Origin of the sequence: Xanthomonas sp. NCPPB 2632 (assembly GCF_041228075.2) — a bacterium.
Lineage (GTDB): Bacteria > Pseudomonadota > Gammaproteobacteria > Xanthomonadales > Rhodanobacteraceae > Luteibacter.
On record NZ_CM192979.1, the window covers coordinates 328405 to 351258 of the forward strand.

The following is a 22854-nucleotide window of genomic DNA, read 5'->3' on the forward strand; positions in this document are numbered from 1 at the left end:
AGGCCGTGGCCCACGCCCCGTTCAAAGTTTGTACGCGCGATGGATCGCGACGATGCCGCCGGTGAGGTTGCGCACTTCCACATGACCGAAGCCCGCCGCCAGCATCATGCCCTTGAGCGTGTCCTGGTCGGGATGCTTGCGGATCGACTCGGCCAGGTACCGGTAGCTGTCGGCATCGTTGGCGAACAGGCGGCCGAGGCGGGGCAGGATCTGGAAGGAGTGCACGTCGTACAGACGGGAGAGGACGGGGCTTTGCACGCGGGAAAACTCGAGCACGAGCGCGCGACCGCCGGGCTTGAGGATGCGGTGCATGTCGGCCAGCGCCTTGTCCTTGTCCGTGACGTTGCGCAGGCCGAAGGCGATGGTTACCGCGTCGAAGCTGTTGTCCGGAAACGGCAGCATCTCGGCGTTCATCTGCGCCCAGCGCAGGCCCGCCACCAGGCCGCGATCGGTGAGGCGATCGCGACCGACACCGAGCATGGCGGCGTTGATGTCGCCGACCACCACCTCGCCCTCGTCGCCCACGACCGGCTTGAGCAGGGCCGCGATGTCACCGGTGCCGCCGGCCAGGTCGAGCACGCGGTCGCCGCGGCGTACACCGCTGACCGCGACGAAGTGTCGTTTCCAGAGCCGGTGCACACCGAACGACATGAGGTCGTTCATGAGGTCGTAGCTGCGCGCGACCGAGGTGAATACCTGGCCGACGAGTTTCTGCTTGTCGGCGACGGGTACGTCGCGGAAACCGAAGTGGGTGGTGTCGTGCTTGTCCATCGTGGGATGGTACCCCGTCGGGGGTTCCCGGGCGAGCCGTCGGCACGCCCGGGAGGCCGGGCCGCCCGACGCCTTAGGGGAGGTGCACCGCGGTGAAATCGCCCGCTTCCAGACCGAGGAAGCTCAGCGGGAAGCCGGCGTCCGGCTGAACGACGTAGGTGGTCACGTCGCCTTGCCGGTCCTCGATGACCCGGATGCCGGCACGTCCGTCGGCACCCACCCGTGCGCGGTAACGGTCCAGGTGGATCTGGAGCCATTCGCTGCCGCCGGCTTCACCGACGGCTCCCGCCCGGGCCGGCGGCGGTGCATCCCGTCGCGCCGGCAGGCCCCTCAGGCCCGAGCGGGGCACCGACTGGAGCGGCAGCACGAGCGAGCCATCCGTTCCCAGCGCCAGCAGCCGGTCGCCCGGATGATGCGCGTGCCATACGGAGGCCGGCCATTCCTCGGGGGCCAGGACCCGCCATGACGCGCCGGGAGGCGGTGCGGCCCGTGCGGAAGCGGTTGGGAAGGTGTCGCCCGTGCTTCGCGCAGTGCGTCGTTCCAGGCCGTTCGCTGGCGCATCGTGACGAAGCGCGGCGTCGGCACCGCGGTGACATCCCAGAACAGCAGGTTGGCTTCGGCCGCGTTGTGCAGCCGCCGGCGGAACGCTTGCTCGAAGGTCCAGCGCTGGAACGCGGTCAGGCCGTCCAGTTCGGCGTTTGCGATGCCACGCGTGGCTGGCTGGGGAAACGCGCCGTGCTCGACCCAGCCACCGCGCAGGCCGATATCGGTGCGCAGGCGCCAGCTCCCGGACGCACCCGGTGCCACCGCAGGCCCGGAAAACGCGGCGTCGAGTGCATTCGGCCGCACCAGCCGCCAGCTGTCCAGGGCGGCATCGTGGCGAATCTCGAAGACATGGCCCTGCTGACGCAGGTAGCGCCGGCCGTCGAGCCGATAGATGCCTGCGGCGTCCGGGCGGATCGCGCCGAGGTCGGCGTGCCGGGTCGCGTAGCGGGGGTCCAGTCCATGGTGGGCATCGGTGATGCGTAGTCGGCTCGGCTGGATGCGTCCCTGGCTGCCACCCCGCCGCAGCGACAGCAGGGCCTTGCTGCCGGCCGGGACACTGCCGTGCAACCCCAGCAGACCCAGCGAAGCGGTGTAGGCCTGGGTGAAGTCGAGGAACGCCTGGGGTTGGTCGCCCGCCTTGACGCTGTCGTAGAAACGCCAGGTCGAGCGCAGCGCCTGGCCCACGGCACCGACGGTATCCTCGATCGCGGATGCGGGCCCGCGATGGCCGCCCAGGGCAACGCCCAGGATGCCCGTGATGGACTCCACATCGGCATGTGCCGTGCTCCTGCCGGCCCAGGCCACGTCCCGTGCCTGTCGCACGATCTCCGCATCGAACAGCGCGGTGCGTACATCGCCATCCACCAACTGCTCGGTGAACGGGCCCTCGGTGAGGGTGCCGCGACCGTCACCGGGTGCACTCAGTACCCAATGGGCGCGGGCGGTTGCCTCCGACACGCGAAAGCGCCTTCCACTGCCGTTCGGGCGCGACTCGCCCAGTTCGGCCGGCAGGCGTTGGAGCAGGTAGTCCTCGAATGCGGGTGCGTAGAGGAACTGACGCGCCGCCGTGGCGCGATCGGTGAATTCGCGATACGCCCGCCCGTCGGGTGCGCCCGGCGTGTAAAGCACCACGCGCGACGTGCTGCGCGGATCGCGCACACCGATCACCAGCACGTCGCTGACGACGGCGCCCTGGTACACCAGCTGTCGCACCGTTACCCGATGTCCTCCGATCGTGCGGCGCCCGGCTTGCGTGGGGCCGTCGAGCACGGCTTCCACCAGGCGGTAGCCGCGATCCTCGTGGTCGTCGAGAAACACCGCCGGCTCGTCGGGCAGGTAGCTGGACAGGCGCGCGTCCGCGGCCTCGATCCGCATTCGGGCGTACTGCAGACGCATGGCGGCCGTGCGATAGGGGCGCCCGTGCGGGTCGCCGAGCCGCTCGCGCAGGTAAGCGGCGAAGCGTGGCGCGAGATCGAGTTCGCGGGCCAGTTCGCGCACCGTCTGCGCGTCGGGTGTGGCGCCGGCCGGGCCCGTGACGCGCAGCCGCCGGCCATCGAACAGGCCCGTGTTGCGCAAGGCGAACTCCGCCAGGCTCAACCGCAGCGCGGGAGCGGACGCTGTCGATGTGGGCAGGCTGAGTGCCTCGGTGCCGGTCACCTCGATGACGATGTCGTCGGGATCGATGGTCGACTGGCGCCGGGAGAGCGCGGCGACCAGTTCGCGACGGCTCCAGCCGGCGAGGTCGAGCGGCATGTCGCCCGGATGGTGCCTCGCCGACGCGACGGCAAGCAGGCCGGCCAGCCTGTAGTCGGCCACGGCGTGGCGCCAGACCTGTGCGACACCGGCGGGAACCCGTGCCAGTCGCGCTTCGGCTGCCGCGCTGGTGAGGCGCGCCTCGCGCGAGCCCAGCAGGGCGAAGATATCGGGCAGGTCGTGCAGGTCGAGCGCGGCAGCGGCGTCGTCGGCGAACCGCGATGCATCCACTGCGCCCTCGGCGGGCCATGCATCGGTCAGCTTTTGCGCCTGCAGTTCGACGATGCGCCGTGCCATGACGTCGAAGGCCTGGCCGTGCATGGCTTCGGAATCGACGAATCGCGCCGTGGCGACGACCTGCTGTGCGTCGTCCGCGCGCACGCCCGCAAGGACGTCGCGCTGTGCCATGACTTCGCGCAGTCGCCGTTCGGTGCGGGCGTGGAGGGTGTCCAGATCGGGAAAGGTCTCCCAGCCATGATCGGGCATGAAGAGCAGGACGGGTGATGGCTGGCTGCGACTGACGACGATGACGGCACCGGCGTAGTCGACCTCGCCGACGCGCAGGCTTCGGGCTTCCATATCCGGCGGCAGGTCGCCGCCGGCCGAACGCGCGAACCGGGTCGCCAGGGTGGCCGCATCGGTGTCCAGCGTGCCGTCGATGCGCCCGACGAGGGCATCGTCGCGCATCGTCGATGCCAGTCGTGTGGCGAGGGCCGCGGTACGCGACACCCGCGGCATGCCCGGCGCGTCGTCGATCGGCTGCTGCCACCAGGCGGCCAGTTCGGCCAGATACGTATCGCGGCTACCGGAGCGTGGGTCGGAGGGTACGGCGGGTATCGTGGCCTGCTGTCGGGTCAGCCAGCCCTGAACGTCCAGGAGCCTTTGCAGGCCATCGATGGCCTCTTGCTGGGTGTCGCTGACGATGGCAGGCGGGGCCTGCGGCGGAGTCATATCCATGCTGCATCCTTTGCGTGGGAAATCCCGCCGCAAAGGTTAGGCGTGGCAGTCGCCTGCATCTGTCCCCGCCGACGCGTGCGTCGTGTCGGGGTAACAGGCATCTACGCGCCGGGGTGTTCCTTGTGGCGCGTCTGTTCGTTGGCCACGTGTCGCTCGTGCAGCGACTCCGCCGTGGTCTCGCCCGGATCGGCCGGCGGGCGTGCGTCGAGATCGCGATCGCCGTCGCCACCCGGCGTGATCTTCAGGATCGAGTGACGCACCTCGCGCGCGAGGATGACGCGCGCGTCGCGCACCATGTCTTCGAGGGCGTCGCTGAAATCCAGCTTGCCCGTCTTGTCCGTCCAGACGATCTTCACTTCACGCAGCTTCTGGATGAAGCCGCGGAACAGCGCCTTGTCGAAGAACTCCGGTGCCGACAGCTCGTTGAGCAGGCCCAGTCGCTGGGCCGTGAGCGTGCACGCGGTTTCCAGCTCGCCGGAACTCATGGTGTGCGGGCCGTTCTTCACCAGCGCGGCGATGGCGATGTAATACCGCTCGAAGGCCTGCAGCATGCTGCGCGCGATGACGCGAAGCTGGTACGCGCCATCGTCCTGGCCAGGGCCACGCTCGAGCACGCGGCCGTCGGCACTGGCTTCCAGCAAGCCCCGGCGGACGAAGAACTCGATGGTGTCCTGCACCTGCGCCGCAAAGCCGTCCTGGTCCCACGGCAGGAACAGTTCGCCCTGGATGAACGGGTAGATGAGCCGGCCCAGCCGGATCACGGACGAGCGCGACATGCGCCGGTTGTTGAGGAAGCACGCCGCCACCCACGCGGCGGCCGCGTTGAGGTGCAGCACGTTGTTGCGGAAGTACGACAGCAGCACCGCCTGCTCGCCGTCCGTGACCAGCACGTCGCCCAGGGAGTGGCGTACCCGGCGAATCCAGCCCATCTGCTCGCCATAGGCGACGATGCCCTGCGGGTTCATCGGCGTGATGGTGACCCGATCCGAATACGGCATTTCGACGAACATCGACTTGGTCAGCTCGAGCTGGGCCAGCAGGTCGTTTTCCGCCATCGCGTGCTTGGGCGTGGCCAGCAACACCAGGGCCAGCAGGTTGATCGGATTGACGTCGGCCGCGCGGTTGATGTTGATCTGGATGCGGTCGGCAAGATCGGCGACCACGCCGTTCATCCAGTCCGGGCGGGTGTCTGGCTCCGCGGTGGTTGCGCGCCAGTCGGGGGCGACGGCGTCGAGCATCGGCGTGAGCGGGATCGGCTCGCCGAAGTTCAACGTCACGTGACCGTAGCGCTGGCGCAGCACCTTCAGGCCGCGGATGAGGCCGAGCAGGGATTCCTTCTCTTTCGGCTTGCCCGATAGTTCGCCGATGTAGGACTTGCCCTCCATCAGCTTCTCGTAGCCGATGTACACCGGCTGGAACAGGACGGGACGGCGCGGTGCGCGAAGGAATGCGCGCAATGTCATCACCAGCATGCCGGCACGTGGCGCGAGCAGGCGCCCCGTGCGCGAACGGCCACCTTCGATGAAGTATTCCAGCGGTACGCCGCGGTCCACCAGTTGCGCGAGGTATTCGTTGAACACCACGGAATACAGCGCATTGCCCTTGAAGCTGCGACGCAGGAAGAACGCGCCGCCACGGCGCAGGATCGGGCCCACCACCGGCAGGTTGAGGTTGACGCCGGCGGCGATGTGCGGCGGCACCACACCCGAGTGATGCAGCTGGTAGGACAGCAGCAGGTAATCGGTGTGACTGCGGTGGCAGGGCACGTAGATCACTTCGTGGCCGGGAGCCGCGGCGCGTGCCTTGTCGAAGTGATGCATCGCGATGCCGTCGTACAGCTTGTTCCAGAAGTTGGACAGCAGGAACGAGGACGAGCGCACCACGGGATGCGAATAGTCGGCCGAGATCTCCAGCGCGAAATCGCGCGCGCGACGCTGCGCCTTGGCCAGCGTGATGTTTTCCTTGCTGGCCGTGGCGGCGATGGCGTCGCGGACCGGCTCGGTGGTGAGCACGGCATCGACTACGGTACGGCGGTGGGAGAGGTCGGGTCCGATCACCGCCGCGCGCACGCGCCGGAAGTGGGTACGCAGCACGCGGGCGATCTTGCGGGTCAGCCGCTCAGGCGTGAGGCCATGCGACTCGCCCAGCACGTCGCGCAGGGAGACCGGCGTGGAGAAATGGACCACTGTGTCGCGGCCGTTCAGCAGAAGGGCCAGCATGCGGCGGAAGCGGCCCACCACCAGCCAGTTTTCCGCGAACAGCACGCTGAACCAGCCGCTTTCGCGGGCGGGCGCGCGTCCGACGTAGATCGAGACGGGGACCACCTGGATGTCGCGCGTGGGATCGTCCTCGATCGCGCGGATCAGCTGGCCGAGCGGTTCCTTCGGGCCCCTTGCGTCCGTGCGTCCGAACAGCCAGCCATGCCGGCGGCTCAGCGAAAACACGGAACGGCGCCGGCGGCCGGGCAGCTCCAGCAACTGCATCGGGCTGGGCAGGCCGGCTTCGCGGCAGGCGCGCTCGAGGATCAGCGCGTCCGACGTGCCGTCGCGCTCGATGGCATAGCACACCGCCGCGCCGCTTCTGAGCAACGTGGTCGGTTCGGCCGGATCGCGTTTGATCCGCACCCAGGGTTCGAGGAGACGCCCCAGCAGCTTGAACCACCAGGGTGAACGGGCGACATGGACGTGCGGAGCCGCACTCATCGGGATTTCGGACATGCGGCGATTGTACGGCCTCAGCGCGCCCGGGCGGCTGCGACCGGTGCGGCGGTTGCCCTTGCGGGGGGCGCTGCGGTGGTGGCCGGTGCAGGCGCACTCGTGGCCGGGACGGGCTGGGCAAGGCGTGCGTGGTCTTCACGAACGCGCTGAAGCAGGTCGCTGTCGTACCAGCGGCCGTCCAGCAGCACCAGGGTCGCGTCGGTCTGAATAGGCTTGTCGAGCAGGGTATAGGTGATCTTGACGTGGGCCGAGCCGCCGTTGTTTTCCAGCGTATCGATGCTCACCGAGTCGAAGCTCTTGTCCACGGACAGGCCGTAGACCGCCAGCAGGCGCTTGAAACCGAGCCACCCCGTGGACCAGGTGGCCATCGACTGCTCGAAGTTCATCGTGTGCAGGGCGTCGGGCGTGGAGAGGCCCGCCTTGCGCGCGGTGTCGACCAGGATGCCGATCGCTTCCTTCGCATGCCCCTGGTCGCCCCAGGCAACGGTCTGCGTCCACGGAGCAACGATGTTCACCGCCTCGCGCAACTGCCGTTTCTGCGGCACGGTAAGGTCCTTGGCCTGGTCGATCGCCGTCAGCGCCATCGACTGGCCGACACCCGCGATCAACGGCATCTGGTCCTTGTAGTCACGGTCGAAGCGCACCAGCGTGGGGCGCAGGTCGGCGAACAGTTTTTTCTCGGCGTCCGGCTCGGTCAGGCGTTTCACGCCCGCCTCGAACCTGGCGCGGTCGGCCGGGTCCATCGGCGCCTCGGCCTCGTTGCGGCGCGGCCAGTCCGCGCGCAGGTTGGCGAAATCGGACGGGGGCAGGGCATGGCGCCAGAACATGTCGAACTTGCCGTCGCGGATCAGCTCCAGCGACGCGCGGGTGGCGTCCTCCGGCGAACCGCCGCCCGGCGTACCCGGCGCTTCCGCCTTCTTCTTGTCGCAGGCGGCGACGGACACGAGCAGGGCCAGGAGGGCCGGTACCAGCAGGAGGGAACGGCGCATGGGGGCTTCGACGTCTCGGGACAGCGGGGACGGGGAGCGTACAAGAAAAAACCCCGGAGACTCATCGTCTCACGGGGTTATCCAGCCCGAAGCCGGTAAGGGAAATGGCCTTGCCCGCCTTGCTTTAAAGCACCACGGGTTTCGGCGACGGGGATGATAGTTGGATGGCATTCTTAATGCAATACATTATCTAACACCATCTAAGTTGTTGATTCAATTGATGCGCAGCGCGTCGATCTTTTTCTGCCGGCGCTCGGGGCGCGACAGTTCGAAATCGTTGTCGAACAGCGCCGGCTCCCACGAGCCGTAGGTGGGGTTGGGCAGGACGAACCAGCGTTCGCCGATCCACGCCGTGTAGGGCGCCATGGCACGACTGCGGCCCTCGCGCGTGTTCCCGGGGATGCTGGTGAAATCGCCCAGCTGGTCGCCGAACTGCATCAGCACCCGGTGGTGGGCGCCGATCCGCTGCCGCCGGCAGCTCTTCTCGCTGCCTGCCTGCTCGCAACCGTCGACGACCGTGCCCAGGCCGAGGAAGGACTCCTTGCCGGCGACGGGGAAACCGGCGCTGCGCAGGTTGGCCAGCGTGGCTTCGTCGAGGTCACGGGCCCGGTTGGAAATGTAGAACACGGCGATGCCGTGGTCCGCGGCAAAGCGGGTGAATGCCAGGGCACCGGGCAGCGGCCGGGCTGCCGCTTCCTTGCACCAGGCCGCCCACTCCGCCTCGTTGTATTCGCCGCCGGAACGCACCAGCCGCGCCTGATACGGCGAGTTGTCCAGCACGGTCTCGTCGATATCGAGGATCACGGCCGGCTTGAGGCCCTTCAGCGAGGGGTGCGCGGCGCGGTCGTCCTTCGGTAACGCGTCCCACGTGGGGTCTTGCTTCGCCTTGAGGATTTTCTCCTGCGCCTCGCGAAAGGTCTGCAGGTAGATCAGGTCGTGCTCGTCGGCACGCTGCGACCAGGCCACCGCGTTGAGGTTGTCGTCGGCGGCGGCGCCGATGGCAGGCGCGGCGGGCGTCGCGGATGCGGCAACGACCGTGGCGGGGGCGGTCGGCGTGGCGGCGCGCGGCGCATGGGCGCAACCGCCGACAGCGAGGGCGAGTGCGGCCGCCAGGGCGACCGGAGCGAACTTCATCATGGAAACCCCTTGTCGATCGGGTATCGGCACCCAGGGGGCGGCGATTCTGCGCGCAGTTTACGACAGCCTGACGACGGGGAGCATGCCTCTGGCGCTGCCGCCCCACGTACTGACAGACTGCGGCCTTACTCACGACGAGATCGTCCATGGACGCTTCGCCATCACGGACCCGCGCCGTGCGCATCGCCAGTTATGCCGCCGCAGGGGCCGGCTTGCTGCTGATCCTGTGGCTGCGCCTGCTGCCGGCCCTGCTCGCCGGCCTGCTCGTCTACGAGATGGTGGTCTCCACGGCGCCCTTGATGGGGCGCCGTCTGCCGAACGATCGCGCCCGCGTGCTGGCCGTGGCGGTAATCGGCGTGGTGGTGGTCGGCCTGTTGACCCTGCTGATCCTGGGCGGGATCAGCTTCTTCCGCAACGAGATCGGCAACCCCCAGGAGTTGTGGCAGGACCGCTTGATGCCTTTGGTGGAGCGTGCGCGGCAGCAACTGCCCCCCGCCATCGTCGATCGCCTGCCCGACAGCGTCGAGGCGCTCCGCTACACGGCGATGGACTGGGCCCGCTCGCACGCGCTGGACCTGCAACTGGCAGGCAAGGAGGCCGCGCGCGTGCTGGTACATATCCTGATCGGGCTGATCCTCGGCGCCATCGTCGCCCTGAGCCGCACCCGGCCCAGCCACCAGGTGGGGCCGTTCGCCGCCGAGATGTCGCTGCGCAGCGCGCGGCTCGCCGACGCGTTCCACAACATCGTGTTCGCCCAGATCAAGATTTCCCTGGTCAATACCGTGTTCACGGCGATCTACCTGCTCGGCATCCTGCCCCTGTTCGGTGTGCACCTGCCGCTGACCAAGACGCTGATCGTCGTGACGTTCCTCGTGGGGCTGCTGCCCGTGATCGGCAATCTTATGTCCAACACGGCCATCACCATCGTCGGGTTGTCCGTCTCGCTTTACGTGGGTCTGGGCGCGCTGGTCTTCCTGATCGTGATCCACAAACTGGAGTACTTCCTCAACGCGCGCATCGTCGGTGGGCAGATCCGGGCCCGCGCCTGGGAGCTGCTGGTGGCCATGCTGATGTTCGAGGCGGCGTTCGGGCTGCCAGGGGTGGTCGCGGCGCCCATTTTCTACGCCTACCTCAAGTCTGAACTCGAGGCCGCGCGTTTGATCTGACGTTCATCGTCGTGATGCTGGAATCGCCGCCATTCAAGGAACCCGACATGATCAGCACGCCCGGATCTTCCCGCGCCATCCGCGTGGCCACCTATATCCTCGCGGCGCTGGCGCTGTGGGGCGTGCTGATGTTGCACCTCGTCTCCGCCCTGCTGGCGGGGCTGCTGGTCTACGAGGTGGTCGAGGCGCTGACACCGCTGGTCCGGCGCGTCATTCCGGGTGAACGGGCCCGTCTCATCGCGGTGGGCGTGGTCACGGTAATCGTGGTGGGCGCCATCGTGTTGCTGGTCTTCGCGGCCCTGAGTTTCTATCGCCGCGATATCGGCGATCCGCAGCAACTGTGGGATGCGAAGCTGGTGCCGCTGCTGGACAAGGCGCACGAGCAATTGCCCCCCTGGCTGACCTCGCGCCTGCCCGACAGCCTCAACGATTTCCGCACCCAGGGCATGGGCTGGGCCCACGAGCACGCGGGGGACCTGAAGCTGGTCGGCACCACGGCGGCCCGGGTGACGGCGCATATCCTGATCGGCCTGGTGCTGGGTGCCATCGTCGCCGTGTCGCACGGGGCGGGCGGTCGCCCGGCCAAGCCGCTGGCGTTCGAGCTGTCGACCCGCTCGATGCGCCTTGCCGAGGCGTTTCACAACATCATCTTCGCCCAGCTGAAGATATCGGCGATCAACACGACACTCGCGGCGCTGTTCCTGCTGGTGGCGCTCCCGCTGCTGGGCGTGCACGTGCCGCTGGCGAAGACGCTGGTGATCGTGACCTTCGTGGTGGGCCTGCTGCCGGTGGCGGGCAACCTCATTTCCAACGTGCTGATCGTGGTGGCGGGGTTGTCGGTCGCACTGTGGGTCGGCGTGGCGGCGCTGGTCTTCCTGGTCGTGGTGCACAAGCTGGAATACTTCCTCAACGCGAAGATCGTCGGCGGGCAGATCCGTGCGCGCACGTGGGAGCTGCTGATCGCGATGCTGGTGTTCGAGGCGGCGTTCGGCATTGCCGGGCTTGTCGCTGCGCCGATTTACTACGCGTACCTGAAGAGCGAGCTGGAAGCGGAAGGGCTTATCTGAAGAATCAGCCACCACCCGCCAGCATCGCGCGGATGCGGGCGATGTGGGTGTCGGCGGCTTCCTTTTTCACTTCGGCGTCGGCGTCCGGGTCCTTGCCGTCCCAGTGCAGATCGTCCTGCGGCAGTTCCTCGAGGAAGCGGCTCGGGTCGTTGGAAAGCACCTCGCCGTACTTGCGCGACCGGGCTGAGAAGGACAGCGTCAGCATTTCCTTCGCGCGCGTGATGCCGACATACATCAGGCGGCGTTCCTCGTCGAGGCGGCCTTCGTCGATGGCGCCTTCGTGTGGCAGCGTGCCGTCCTCGCAGCCGACGATGAAGACGAAACGGAACTCCAGCCCCTTCGCCGAGTGCAGGGTCATCATGCGCAGAGCGTTGCCGGGATCGTCGCGGTCGGCGTGACTGAGCAGGGCGAGCTGGGCGGCGATGTCGCCGGTGCGGCCACCGTCGCGGCCCATGGCGCGGAACCAGTCGACCAGCTCGCGCAGGTTGCCGAGGCGGCGCTCGCGCAGCACCTCGTCGGTGGTGGACGCCGCGATCTGCGCGCCGTAACCGGTTTTCTCGATCACGGTGTTGACCAGGTCGGCGGCGCTCTCATGCACGGCGTGGCTGCGCAGTTCATCCATCAGCCGCGCGAAACCGGCCAGTGCCGAGGCGGCGCGCGGTGCGATGGTTTTCAGTGCGCTGTCGCTACGTGCGGCATCCAGCAACGACGCGTTGCGGGACTGCGCCATCTGCCCGAGTTTTTCCAGCGACGTGGCACCGATCTCGCGCTTGGGCACGTTGACCACGCGCAGGAACGCGGCGTCGTCGGTCGGATTGGTCAGCAGGCGCAGGTAGCAGAGGATGTCCTTTACTTCCGCGCGGTCGAGGAAGGAAAGGGCACCGCTGAGGTGATACGGCACGCGGGCGAGACGCAGCGCCTTCTCGATCACGCGTGCCTGGAAGTTGCCGCGGTAGAGGATGCAGAAGTCATCCCAGCGGATGCCTTTTTCCTTGTACTTCTCGTGCAGGCTGGCCGCGATGGAGGCGATGCGTTCCGCTTCGTGGTCGTTGTCCTTGCATTCCAGAACGCGGATGGGCGGGCCTTCGGCATGGTCGCTCCACAGGCGCTTCTCGTGCACGTGCGGGTTGTTGGCGATCAGATGGTTGGCCGCACGCAGGATGCGTTTGGCGCAGCGGTAGTTCTGCTCCAGCTTGATCACGCGCAGGTGGGTGAAGTCGCGCCCGAGCTGGTCGATGTTCTCGGGGTTCGCGCCGCGCCAGGCGTAGATGCTCTGGTCGTCGTCGCCCACGCAGGTGAAGCGCGCCTTGGGGCCGGCGATGGCCTTGAGCAGGCGGTACTGCGCGTCGTTGGTGTCCTGGTATTCGTCGACCAGCAGGTAGCGCAGGCGCTCCTGCCAGACGGCACGCGCGTCGTCGTCGGTTTCCAGGATGCGCAGCGGCAGCCGGATCAGGTCGTCGAAGTCCACCGCGTTGAACGCGGCGAGGCGCTGCTGGTACAGGTCGTAGATGGTGGCTGCTTCTATCTCGCGCGGGCTGCGCGCCGAGGCCATGGCTTCTTCCGGGGACAGGCCGCCGTTCTTGGCCTTGCCCACCAGGTTGCGGATGCCCTGGATGACTTCCGGTTTCACGCCCTTGGGTGACAGCTCCTTGATCATGTTGGCGCTGTCGTCGGCGTCCAGCACGGAGAACCCGCGGCGCAGCTGCGCGCGGTCGTGCTCGATCTGCAGGAACTTCAGGCCCAGCGCGTGGAAGGTGCAGACCGTGAGCGCCTTGGCCGACTGCTCGGAAATGAGCTTGCCGACGCGCTCGCGCATTTCCTTCGCCGCCTTGTTGGTGAAGGTGATCGCGGCGATCTTCTCGGCGGCCAGGTGGCGGCGCGAGATCAGGTGCGAGATCTTTTCGGTGATGACGCGCGTCTTGCCCGAGCCGGCACCGGCCAGCACGAGGAGGGGACCGTCGCAGTACTCGACGGCCGCGTGTTGTTGCGGATTGAGCATCGGGATTCGGGCCGGAAAGGACAGGCGGACGAGACCGTGGATGGTATCAGGTGCCGGCCCGGGGAAAGGGAACGCGACCGTACTCTCAGCGACGGCGAGACTGCCGGCGACGGCGCCAGGCGGTACCATGTGCGGTCACGCATCGGAACGACCGGCATGGCCAAGCTGTATTTCTACTATTCGGCAATGAATGCCGGCAAGACCACCACGCTGCTGCAGAGCGCGCACAACTACCACGAGCGCGGCATGCGCACGCTGATCCTCACCCCGGCGCTGGACAACCGCTACGGCGAAGGCGTGGTGGCGTCGCGCATCGGCCTGCAGGCCCGCGCGCTGCGCTTCGCCGGCGACGAGGACATCCTCGCCATCGTGGAGCGGGACATCGCCCGCCGCGGTCCGCTGCACTGCGTGCTGGTGGACGAGGCCCAGTTCATGAGCAAGGCCCAGGTCTGGCAGCTGTCCGACGTAGTGGACCGGCTGGGTATCCCGGTGCTGGCCTATGGCCTGCGCACCGATTTCCGCGGCGAACTGTTCGAGGGCAGCCGCTACCTGCTGGCCTGGGCGGACAACCTGGAAGAGATCAAGACGATCTGCCATTCGGGTCGGAAGGCCACGATGGTGGTTCGCGTGGATGAGCATGGCCGGGCGGTGACCCAGGGCCCGCAGGTTGAGATCGGCGGCAACGACCGCTATGTCTCGGTCAGCCGCGCGGAGTTCAAGAGCGTTACCGCCGGCGATGGCCGTATCGAGTTGCAGCAATCCGTGCTGCCGCTCGGCGAAACCGATTCCGACGAAGGACAGCCCGCGTGACCGACATGACCCCTGCCGCCCCCTCGTGGCCGCGCCCCCACTGGCAGCCCAGCGACGAAAATGCGGTGCTGCTGTTTTTCGTCTTCGGCGCCTTTCCGGAAGACCTGGCCATCCCCGCGTCGCGCTACGGCAGCGCGGGACTGCCCGACGGCGTGGAGCTGCAACGCTTCCAGAACGCCGTGCTGTCCCGTTGGGAGGGCTATCCCCTGTCCGGCGCGCTGGGCGACCTGCTGCGCGAGGACAGCCCCGAAGCCTTCGCGGCGGCCAAGGCCGCGCCGCACGTCATCGCCATCCGCGGCCGGTTTGCCGACCGCGACGCGCTGGATTACCTGCGCGACACGCTTGGCGTCGTGGCCGCGCTGACGGACATCGGCGGCAAGGCGGTGGTCGACCCGCAGATCCTCAGCCTGTTCGATGCCGCCGGCTGGCGTGAGCACTACCTGGTCAAGGGCGGCGCGCCCACGCGCCACCATGTGCTGATCCTGTGCAGCCCGGAGGAGACCAAGGGGCGTTCCTGGATCCGCACGCGTGGCATGCGCAAGTTCGGTCGTCCGGACATCAGCCTGACGAACGTGCCCGACCGCGAGATCGACCGCGCCGGTGCGCTGGCGGAGCGCTTCGTCGACCTGGGCGCCCTCGGCGCGCATTTCGAGGAAGGGCAGACGGTCGAGGTGGACGGCGTGGCGGGTGGACTGGCCGTGGCCCTTTCGGGCGACGAGTCCGATCCGCTGTTCAACAACTCGCACGCGGCGATGCGCTGGCCGGATTGATCAGGCCTGGCAGGAAGGGCAGTAGAAAGAAGCACGCTGCCCGAGCGTGACGACCCGGATCGGCGAGCCGCACTGTTTACAGGGCTCGCCGCCCCGTCCGTAGACGAACAGCTCCTGGAAGAAATACCCCGGCGCACCGTCGGGCGCGAGGAAGTCGCGCAGCGTGGTGCCGCCCCGGGAAATCGCATACGCCAGGATGCGCTTGATCTCGGCGGCGAGCCGGGCATAGCGCTGCCGCGACACCTTGCCGGCGGCGCGACGGGGATCGATACCGGCGGCGAACAGTGCCTCGCTGGCGTAGATGTTGCCCACGCCGACCACGACCGCGTTGTCCATGATGAAAGTCTTGACCGCCGCGCTGCGTCCCTGTGCCAGGCGCCACAGCACGTCACCGTCGAAGGCGTCGGTCAACGGCTCCGGTCCGATGCCATCCAGCAGGGCATGGGTTTCCCCCGGCATCTGCCACAGCAGTGCGCCGAACCGGCGCGGATCGGTCAGGCGCAGTGCCTGGTCGGTCTCCAGCACGATGTCCACGTGGTCGTGCTTGCCCGGCGGTGTGTCCCGCGGCAGCACGCGCAACATGCCGGACATGCCCAGGTGGAGCAGCGCCGTGCCCGCCTGCGTCCGCAGCAGCAGGTATTTGGCGCGGCGTTCCACGGCCTCGATCACCTGCCCGGGCAAGTGCGAGGTGATCTCCGGCGGAATGGGCCAGCGCAGGTCCGGCCGACGAAGCACCACGCCGGTGACGCGGCGTCCTTCCAGGTGCGGCGCGATCCCGCGGCGGGTGGTTTCGACTTCGGGCAGTTCGGGCATGCGCGGAAGATGGGGCCTGTCGCGGCGGCTGGCAACTGCCACGGAGCCTTGGGAATCAGGGCAGGGGGTTCAGGGCGGCGCGCCGGCGTGCATCGGCAGGGCGGCGGTTCGCTCGGCCCGCGGTAGCGCCTGCGCGGGCACGAAGGCGATGCGATTCCCCACCCTCGCGTAGCGTTGCCTGCCGAGCGCGGCCAGGTCGCCGAAGTCGATGCGCACATCGTCGAGCACCAGCACGGCGATCGGCGGCGCCAGGCCGATCTTCGCCGGGTCGAACGCCGCGGACGGTTTCCAGTCGGACACCGGTGTGGCCGCGAGCGCGGCCAAGTCGCCCAGCCGACCCTGGTCGACCACGCTACCGTTGCCCTCGGCGATCCAGTGGCCGTCGCGTCGCTCGAAGCGCTGGGGGGTGATGCCCTTGAACGCGACCTCGATGCGCGTGATCGCATCCGGGTCGAGCGGCGTCAGTGTATGCGCGCGGGCATCGCTTTCGTCCAGGTGCCATTGCCATGCCACGGCACCGACCAGCAAGGTCAGCACCAGCAGTCCGATCAGCCGGCTTCGCATGTCAGCGCCTCCGGCGTCGCCACGCGATGCCCACGCCCGTGCCCAGCAGCAGGAGGGGCAGGGCGACGAGGAAGCCGAAGGTGAGCGCATTGAGCCCGTCCTGCGACAACGCGATGATGCGGTCGGGGGCGCCGCGCGCCGGCAGGTTCACCAGCACGTCGTCGCCGAGCAGCCAGTCGAGCACGCGCTCGCCCAGGGCCCGGTTGCCGCCGTTGCCGATGTACGTGTTGGATAGGAAGTCGCCGTCGCCGATCAACACGGCGCGCTGTTCGTTGCGATCGGGGCGCGGCGACAGGCGGTTGAGCGCGAAGCCGAAATCCAGTGGCCCTTTCAGCTCACCGGCCTCCGGATGAAAGGCGACGGTCGAGGGGTGCGCGTTGTCGATGCCGCCGAAGGCGGTCCAGCTGCGCTCGCCCGAGCGCAGGAACGGCACCACGGCCCAGTCGTGATCGGACACCTGCGCCAGCGCCGACACCTGCGGAAACAGGGCACTTTCGTGGAATCCCCGGGTGATGGCATGGAAGGGGTAATCGCCCACCACGACCAGGCGGGGGTCGGTGACATTCAGGGTGCTGCCCTGGCCATCCACCAGTACCCCGGGGAGCACCCGCACGCCGAGGGCGTCGGCGAGCGGTCCGGTGCCCAGGTCGTCGTTGCCCGGCTCGGTCAGCCACAACAGGTTGCCGCCGTCGCGCAGGTAGTCCACCAGCGCGGCGACGCTCGCCGCCGGCAAGGGCGCGCCGGGGCTGGCGAGCACGACCAGGTCGGTGTGCTCGGGAACGCCGCGTGTCTGGCTGAAGTTGAGTGGCACGGCACGGATGCCGCGGCGTTCGATCTGGCCCATGAAGGTGCCGAGATCCGCATTGGCGTGGCCATCGGCCTGTCGCTCGCCATCGCCGGTGACGAAGGCGACCACCCGCTCGCCCCCGCGCGCCAGGCGTTCCAGCGCGTTGGACAGGTTGCGCTCGTTGATCGGGCTTTCCACGCGTTGCTCGCGGCCCTGGTAGCGCACCAGCAAGGCGCCGTCGCCGGCGATGCCCAGCTGGCGTGATGCCGCCGGATCGAGGTCGGGATCGACGAAGGACAGGTGCAGATCCTTCTTCTGGCGCGTGTAGCGCTCAAGCACGGCGGCGATCTGCTCGCGCAGCGGGCCGGTCGGCGAGAGATAGCCGATGACCTCGACCGGACCGTGCAGCGCGTCCAGCACGGCCACGCTTTCCGGTGCCAGGCTGGCGCGACCACCTCGGGTCCAGTCTGCCGTCCACACATGGCGCGAACTGAGGAAACCGAGGCAGCCGGTCGCCACCAGCAGGCCCAGCAGCACCAGCCAGCGATCGAGGCGGCGCATCACTGGCGCTCCCGGTCGGCGCCGAGGCGGCGGATGGCGAGTGTGAGCGACAGGGCGATTGCCAGCGCGAACCAGGCCAGGTCGGACGACATGACCAGTCCGCGGATCAGGTGCTGTAGATGGGTCGCCATGGCCAGCCATTCGAGGAAGCCACCGCTTACGCCGGCCGCCTGCGCGCCGCGGTCGATGGTCCAGAGCGCCAGCGTGACGATGAGCGACATGGCCGCCGCGATCGCCGGAAACGCCGTGGCCGCCGAGCAGGCCAGGCCGATGGCCGCCAGCGTCGCGAGAAACAGGCCCGTGCCCAGCGTGGCCGCGGCAAGCTTGCCCCAGTCCGCGGTGGAGGCGGCGCCCACGCAAAGGGGCATGGCCACCGTGGCCGCCAGCCACAGGGCGAGCCAGCCCAGCACCGCGATGTACTTGCCCAGTACGATGCGTGTCGGCGACAGGCCGGTCGATGCCAGTAGCGCCAGGGTGCCCGCACGGCGCTCGCCGGCCAGCTGCGTCATGGTCATCAGCGGCACCACGAGAAAGGCGAGCTTGTCCAGCTCCGCCAGCAGCGGGATGGCGACCAGGTCGGTGAATCCGGGGGCATCGGCACTACCGGCCAGCTTCACCTGGGCGCCGAGGAACTGGCCCAGGCCGAGCACGAACGTCCAGGCCAGCCAGGCGATGGTGAGTGAGGCAAGCGCCCAGGCCAGCGGACGAACCACGAGGCGACGCCATTCCAGGCGAGCGACGGCGGCGACGGTCATGTCCGTCCTCCCGTGGCGATTCCAAAGAACACCGCTTCGACATCGCCATGGCCATCGGCGGCACGCAAGGGGGCGTCGTGCCGGAGCCGGCCCTCGTGGAGGATCGCCACCCGATCGCAGACGGCCACCACTTCGCCCAGCACGTGGGTGGACAGGATCACCGCGGCGCCCGCCGCGGCGCGTTCCCGGATCAGTCGACGCAGTTCGCCGACCTGGACCGGGTCGAGCGCGTTGGCCGGTTCGTCCAGGATCACGAGTACGGGCTGATGGACCAGGGCACAGGCAAGCCCGAGGCGCTGTCGCTGGCCCTGTGACAGCACGCCGGCAAGACGCCGCCGGAGGTCGCCCAACTGGAGCCGGGCGACGATGGCGTCGGTGGCCGTCCTCGCGTCCTTGCGCGTGGCGCCGCGAAGGCGCGAAAACGCCAGCAGGTGTTCGTCCACGGACAGCTCGGGCCACAGCGGCGCACTCTCGGGCAGCCAGCCGAGCGTCTTCCTGGCCAGCGCGGGCCGCGCGATGAAGTCCTCGCCGTCGATGTCGATCCGGCCATCATCCGGCCGGAGGGCGCCCGCGAGCATGGCGAGGGTGGTCGACTTGCCCGCGCCGTTCACGCCCAGCAGGCCCAGGACTTCGCCGCGGTTCAGGCTGAACGACACGTCCTCGACCGCTTGTCTCCCCGCACGGCGACGCGACACCCGCGACACGTTCAGCAAAGGAGGCGCGGTCATGGCGTGGTGAGCGCGAATGACGCGCAACGACGGACATCGTGTGCGCAAAATGCCGCTACGCATCGACCATGCTGAACGTGTAAGGGATCGGTCATCCTGCGATTGTGCGGAATGGGGTCCGGAAACCACAACAGCGGGCTTCACATTTGGCCCTTTTCCATGCTGGTGGGTACGGGTTTGGCTCGCTAGACTGGCACCTGTACGACACCTTCACTCCCCGCGCGGTACCGACCGATGTTCGACACCCTGCTCGATTTCCTGGCCAACGGCCTCACTCGCGCCAGTTGGGGCGAGATCGCCATCTATGTCCTCGTGGTCACCCAGCTCACCATCTTCACGGTGACGCTGTATTACCACCGCAGCGCCACGCATCGCGGCGTGGACTTCCATTGGACCCTCAACGGCTTCTTCCGTTTCTGGGGCTGGCTCACCACGGGCATGGTGGTGAAGGAATGGGTCGCCATCCATCGCAAGCACCACGCCAAGGTCGAGACCGAGGAAGATCCGCACAGCCCGCAGGTCTTCGGCATCAAGAAGGTGTTCCTCGACGGCGTATCGCTCTATCGCGAGGCCAGCTACAACAAGGCCGACATGGAGAAGTACGGCCGCGGCACGCCGGACGACTGGTTCGAGCGCAAGCTGTTCGGCGCACACCCGTATTGGGGTCCTGTCCTGATGGCTTTCATCGACGTGGCGCTGTTCGGCGTGGTCGGCATGGCCATCTGGGCCGTGCAGATGGCCTGGATTCCGTTCTGGGCCGCCGGCTTCGTCAACGGCATCGGCCACTGGTGGGGCTACCGCAACTTCGAAAGCTCCGACACCGCGACCAACATCTCGCCGTGGGGCTTCTGGATCGGCGGCGAAGAACTGCACAACAACCACCACGCGTTCCCCAGCTCGGCCAAGTTCGCCCTGCGCAAGTGGGAGTTCGACATCGGTTGGGCGGTGATCTGCAGCCTGCGTTTCTTCCGCCTCGCCAAGGTCCTGCGCGTGGCGCCCACGCTGAACATCCGTCCGAACGTGCACCTGCCGGATTCGGAGACGCTCAAGGGCGTGCTGGCGCTGCGCTTCCAGGCCACCACCGATTACTACCGCAACGTCATCCTGCCGACCATGCGCGAGGAAATGACCCAGGCCGGCGACAGCCTGAAGGCCGTGCCGCGTCGCGTGCGCCGGGCACTGGCCGATGGCGGGCGTTGGCTCGATCACGATGCGCGCGAGCGCATGCAGGCGGCCCTGGCCAACCGCCCCGCGCTGGCCACGGTCTGCGAGTTCCGCGCCCGGCTGGTCGCGTTGATGGAAGAGCGCGGAGGCGACAAGGCGCTGAAGTCGCTGCAGCAGTGGATCGCCGAGGCCGAGGAAAGCGGCATCCGCTCGCTGCAGCAGTTCGCTCAGCGCCTGAAGGGCTATTCGGCGGTCGGCGCGTAAGCGCGAACGGTCAGCGGTTATTGGAAAGGCTCGCCATCACTGGCGGGCCTTTTTTACGGTTTTTCGCCGCGCCCTCCTAGCGACGGTGGCTCTGGCTCTGGCTTCGGCTTCGGGACGGGCCCGGGTCATCCGTGAAGAACCCTTTTTTCTTCACTGACCGCGACTCGTTCCCGGCCAGGAACGACGAGCCAAAAAAAACCCGCCTCGCGGCGGGTTTTTCAGGAAGATCGAAAAGCGCCAGGCGCTTATTTAATCTTGCCTTCCTTGTATTCCACATGCTTGCGGACGACAGGATCGTACTTCATGAACACCATCTTTTCGGGGGTGTTCTTCTTGTTCTTCGTGGTCGTGTAGAAGTGACCGGTGCCCGCGGTGGAAATCAGGCGGTGCTTATCGCGCTTGCTTGCCATGGTTGATCTCCTTAGATCTTTTCGCCGCGGGAACGGAGGTCGGCCAGCACGGCTTCGATGCCGTTCTTGTCGATGGTGCGCAGCGCGTGGTTGGAAACGCGAAGCTTCACCCAACGGTTCTCGCTCGCGACCCAGAAGCGGCGCTCGTGCAGGTTCGGCAGCCAGCGGCGGCGGGTCTTGTTGTTTGCGTGCGAGACGTTGTTGCCGCTCTGCACGCCCTTGTTGGTGACTTGGCATCTACGGGCCATGATGACCTCCTTTAGATTCGTTGGACCGCCCTTTGGCCAGGGTGGCGACGGCCCAGCCACGGCCCGGGTTGCGGGACGCCATGTGATGGCTGGAGGGGGTGGAGCATCCCGTTCGACAAGGCCCGCATCACATGACGGACGTGCCCGACGTATCGGGTCGGCATAGGGAAGCCGGGCATTCTCTCAGAATCCCACCCCGCCACGCAAGCCGGACTGTGCGGCGCGCCGGGTTGTGTGAAACAATCCCGGCTTTCGTGCCAGCGGCACGTATCCCGCCCATACGACGCCTTCGAGGATTCAAGCAATGGCAGACATCACCGTCAACGGCCAGGCCGGCCAGCCGCAGCTCATGCTGCAAAAGATCTACGTCAAGGATGCCTCCTTCGAAGCGCCCAACGCGCCGCAGGTGTTCCAGGAAATGGGCGAGACGGAAACGCAGCCGCAGGTGCAGCTCAACCTCGGCCACAAGGCCGTCGACCTGGGTAACGACCTGTTCGAAGTGGTGCTCAGCCTCACGCTCACCTGCAACCTGGGCGAGCGCACCGCCTACCTGGCCGAAGTCCACCAGGCCGGTATCTTCGGTATCGGCGGCTTCACTGCGGAAGACCGTGACGGCATCCTGGGCTCCTATTGCCCGAATCTGCTGTTCCCCTACGCGCGCCAGATGGTCTCGGCCATGATCCAGGAAGGCGGCTTCCCGCCGTTCCTCCTCCAGCCGATCAACTTCGACGCCCTGTACGCCGAACAGCAGCGCCAGCAGGTCGAAGGCGCCGGTGCCCATCCGCTCAACAGCTGAGCGATGAACGCCGCTTCCCGACCCACCGTCGCCGTCCTCGGTGCCGGTTCCTGGGGCACGGCGTTGGCCGCGCTGCTGGCACGCAACGACGTCCCCACCCGGTTGTGGGGGCGCGATGCGGACGTACTGGCGGCGATGGCCGCCTCGCGGCGCAACGTGCGTTACCTGCCCGACCTGGATCTGCCGCCGGAACTCACCTACGACGCCGACCTGGCCAGCGTGTTGCGCGGGGCCGACATCGTGCTGCTGGTGGTGCCCAGTCACGCGTTCGCCGCACTGCTCGACCAGATCGTGCCGATGCTCGAGCCGGGCGTGCGTATTTCATGGGCCACCAAGGGCTTCGAAACCGGCACCGGTCGTTTCCTGCACGAGCTGGTCGGCGAGAAACTGCCCGGTCGACCTGCCGCGGTGGTCACGGGGCCGTCCTTCGCGCGCGAGGTCACGGCCGGCCTGCCCAGTGCCGTGACCGTGCATGCCACGGATGACGCTTTCGGCAAGGAACTGGCCGTGCTGCTGCATGCGCCCAATTTCCGGGCCTATACCGGTAACGACATCCTGGGCGCGGAGCTCGGTGGCGCGATGAAAAACGTGCTGGCCGTGGCCACGGGCGTCGCCGACGGCATGGAACTGGGGCTCAACGCTCGCGCTGGCCTGATCACCCGCGGCATGAACGAAATGCTTCGCCTCGGCGTCGCCCTGGGCGCCCGGGCCGAAACCCTGATGGGTCTTGCCGGCCTGGGCGACCTGGTGCTGACCTGCACGGGTGATTTGTCGCGCAACCGTCGTCTCGGCCTCGCGCTGGGTCGGGGCATTCCCCTGGCCGAGGCGATACGCCAGATCGGCCAGGTCGTCGAAAGCGTGGTAACGGCCGACGAGGTGGCCCGCCTCGCGGGGTTTCACGGGCTGGACCTGCCGATCTCCGCCGCCGTGCGCTCCGTGCTCCATGGCGAGGTCACGCCCGAGCAGGGGCTGCGCACGCTGATGGGCCGCGAACAGAAGGCCGAATACCCCGTCGACCTCTTTCCGCACCGCGCACCGGCCGCATGAGGCATCTCCCGGCTGGCTGAACCGGGACGGTCCGCG

Annotated in this window: 21 protein-coding genes; 7 read left to right on the forward strand and 14 right to left on the reverse strand. The window is 67.9% G+C overall.

Annotation, left to right across the window (positions count from 1 at the left end; genetic code table 11):
- Nucleotides 1-21: 21 nt before the first annotated feature.
- The 6 genes from ubiE to AB8808_RS01495 all read right to left on the reverse strand — a co-directional run bounded on the left by ubiE (nucleotide 22) and on the right by AB8808_RS01495 (nucleotide 8869).
- Nucleotides 22-771, reverse strand: coding sequence for a bifunctional demethylmenaquinone methyltransferase/2-methoxy-6-polyprenyl-1,4-benzoquinol methylase UbiE (gene ubiE / locus AB8808_RS01470; protein ID WP_369926129.1), 750 nt, complete (start codon nucleotides 769-771; stop codon nucleotides 22-24).
- 73 nt (nucleotides 772-844) lie between these two features.
- A complete protein-coding gene (locus tag AB8808_RS01475) occupies nucleotides 845-1138 on the reverse strand; it encodes a hypothetical protein (protein WP_369926130.1) in 294 nt (97 codons plus the stop codon).
- Nucleotides 1102-4026, reverse strand: coding sequence for a dermonecrotic toxin domain-containing protein (locus tag AB8808_RS01480; RefSeq protein WP_369926131.1), 2925 nt, complete (start codon nucleotides 4024-4026; stop codon nucleotides 1102-1104). Before AB8808_RS01480 ends, AB8808_RS01475 begins: the two co-directional genes overlap by 37 nt.
- A 101-nt stretch (nucleotides 4027-4127) precedes the next feature.
- The gene (gene plsB / locus AB8808_RS01485; RefSeq protein WP_369926132.1) at nucleotides 4128-6743 is read right to left on the reverse strand and encodes a glycerol-3-phosphate 1-O-acyltransferase PlsB; all 2616 of its coding nucleotides are present in this window, start codon (nucleotides 6741-6743) and stop codon (nucleotides 4128-4130) included.
- Nucleotides 6744-6760: 17 nt separating this feature from the next.
- The gene (locus tag AB8808_RS01490) at nucleotides 6761-7732 is read right to left on the reverse strand and encodes a hypothetical protein (protein WP_369926134.1); all 972 of its coding nucleotides are present in this window, start codon (nucleotides 7730-7732) and stop codon (nucleotides 6761-6763) included.
- A 213-nt stretch (nucleotides 7733-7945) separates the two neighbouring features.
- A complete protein-coding gene (locus AB8808_RS01495) occupies nucleotides 7946-8869 on the reverse strand; it encodes an HAD family acid phosphatase (protein WP_369926137.1) in 924 nt (307 codons plus the stop codon).
- Between the two features lie 146 nt (nucleotides 8870-9015).
- Here AB8808_RS01495 and AB8808_RS01500 point away from each other — a divergent pair, with 146 nt between their 5' ends.
- A complete protein-coding gene (locus tag AB8808_RS01500; protein ID WP_369926139.1) occupies nucleotides 9016-10035 on the forward strand; it encodes an AI-2E family transporter in 1020 nt (339 codons plus the stop codon).
- Between the two features lie 47 nt (nucleotides 10036-10082).
- Nucleotides 10083-11102 carry an AI-2E family transporter gene (locus AB8808_RS01505; RefSeq protein ID WP_369926141.1) on the forward strand — a complete coding sequence of 340 codons (1020 nt, stop codon included), beginning with the start codon at nucleotides 10083-10085 and terminating at the stop codon, nucleotides 11100-11102.
- A gap of 4 nt (nucleotides 11103-11106) precedes the next feature.
- On the opposite strand, the gene AB8808_RS01510 is transcribed toward AB8808_RS01505, so the two are convergent.
- Entirely contained in the window at nucleotides 11107-13101 is a 1995-nt protein-coding gene (locus AB8808_RS01510; protein WP_369926143.1) for a UvrD-helicase domain-containing protein, read from the reverse strand.
- Between the two features lie 156 nt (nucleotides 13102-13257).
- Between AB8808_RS01510 and AB8808_RS01515 the strand changes: the two genes are divergently transcribed.
- Both AB8808_RS01515 and AB8808_RS01520 read left to right on the forward strand, forming a co-directional pair.
- Complete coding sequence (locus AB8808_RS01515) at nucleotides 13258-13911, forward strand: thymidine kinase (RefSeq protein ID WP_036138231.1); 654 nt, start codon at nucleotides 13258-13260, stop codon at nucleotides 13909-13911.
- A 5-nt stretch (nucleotides 13912-13916) separates the two neighbouring features.
- The gene (locus tag AB8808_RS01520; protein WP_369931311.1) at nucleotides 13917-14681 is read left to right on the forward strand and encodes a hypothetical protein; all 765 of its coding nucleotides are present in this window, start codon (nucleotides 13917-13919) and stop codon (nucleotides 14679-14681) included.
- Here the strand turns inward: AB8808_RS01520 and mutM are convergent, their stop codons facing one another.
- The 5 genes from mutM to AB8808_RS01545 form a co-directional block, all read right to left on the reverse strand.
- On the reverse strand, nucleotides 14682-15494 hold the full coding sequence (gene mutM, locus AB8808_RS01525) for a bifunctional DNA-formamidopyrimidine glycosylase/DNA-(apurinic or apyrimidinic site) lyase (RefSeq protein ID WP_369926146.1): 813 nt from the start codon (nucleotides 15492-15494) through the stop codon (nucleotides 14682-14684).
- 69 nt (nucleotides 15495-15563) lie between these two features.
- Nucleotides 15564-16058: a hypothetical protein gene (locus AB8808_RS01530; protein ID WP_369926148.1), complete on the reverse strand. Its 495-nt coding sequence runs from the start codon at nucleotides 16056-16058 to the stop codon at nucleotides 15564-15566.
- 1 nt (nucleotide 16059) lies between these two features.
- Complete coding sequence (locus AB8808_RS01535) at nucleotides 16060-17406, reverse strand: GldG family protein (protein ID WP_369926150.1); 1347 nt, start codon at nucleotides 17404-17406, stop codon at nucleotides 16060-16062.
- On the reverse strand, nucleotides 17406-18161 hold the full coding sequence (locus AB8808_RS01540; RefSeq protein ID WP_369926152.1) for an ABC transporter permease: 756 nt from the start codon (nucleotides 18159-18161) through the stop codon (nucleotides 17406-17408). The genes AB8808_RS01535 and AB8808_RS01540 overlap by 1 nt, the downstream gene beginning before the upstream one ends.
- Nucleotides 18158-18889, reverse strand: coding sequence for an ABC transporter ATP-binding protein (locus AB8808_RS01545; RefSeq protein ID WP_369926154.1), 732 nt, complete (start codon nucleotides 18887-18889; stop codon nucleotides 18158-18160). Before AB8808_RS01545 ends, AB8808_RS01540 begins: the two co-directional genes overlap by 4 nt.
- Nucleotides 18890-19123: 234 nt before the next feature.
- On the opposite strand from AB8808_RS01545, the gene AB8808_RS01550 reads away from it, so the two are divergent.
- Complete coding sequence (locus AB8808_RS01550) at nucleotides 19124-20317, forward strand: DesA family fatty acid desaturase (RefSeq protein WP_369926156.1); 1194 nt, start codon at nucleotides 19124-19126, stop codon at nucleotides 20315-20317.
- 245 nt (nucleotides 20318-20562) lie between these two features.
- Here the strand turns inward: AB8808_RS01550 and rpmG are convergent, their stop codons facing one another.
- Nucleotides 20563-20727, reverse strand: a complete 165-nt coding sequence (rpmG, locus tag AB8808_RS01555) for a 50S ribosomal protein L33 (RefSeq protein ID WP_036109728.1) — start codon at nucleotides 20725-20727, stop codon at nucleotides 20563-20565.
- An 11-nt stretch (nucleotides 20728-20738) separates the two neighbouring features.
- Nucleotides 20739-20975: a 50S ribosomal protein L28 gene (gene rpmB, locus AB8808_RS01560; protein ID WP_036109731.1), complete on the reverse strand. Its 237-nt coding sequence runs from the start codon at nucleotides 20973-20975 to the stop codon at nucleotides 20739-20741.
- A 304-nt stretch (nucleotides 20976-21279) separates the two neighbouring features.
- Between rpmB and secB the strand changes: the two genes are divergently transcribed.
- Together secB and AB8808_RS01570 are read left to right on the forward strand one after the other, a co-directional pair.
- A complete protein-coding gene (secB, locus tag AB8808_RS01565) occupies nucleotides 21280-21771 on the forward strand; it encodes a protein-export chaperone SecB (protein WP_036138212.1) in 492 nt (163 codons plus the stop codon).
- A 3-nt stretch (nucleotides 21772-21774) separates the two neighbouring features.
- Nucleotides 21775-22818, forward strand: a complete 1044-nt coding sequence (locus AB8808_RS01570) for an NAD(P)H-dependent glycerol-3-phosphate dehydrogenase (RefSeq protein ID WP_285404217.1) — start codon at nucleotides 21775-21777, stop codon at nucleotides 22816-22818.
- Nucleotides 22819-22854 lie beyond the last annotated feature (36 nt).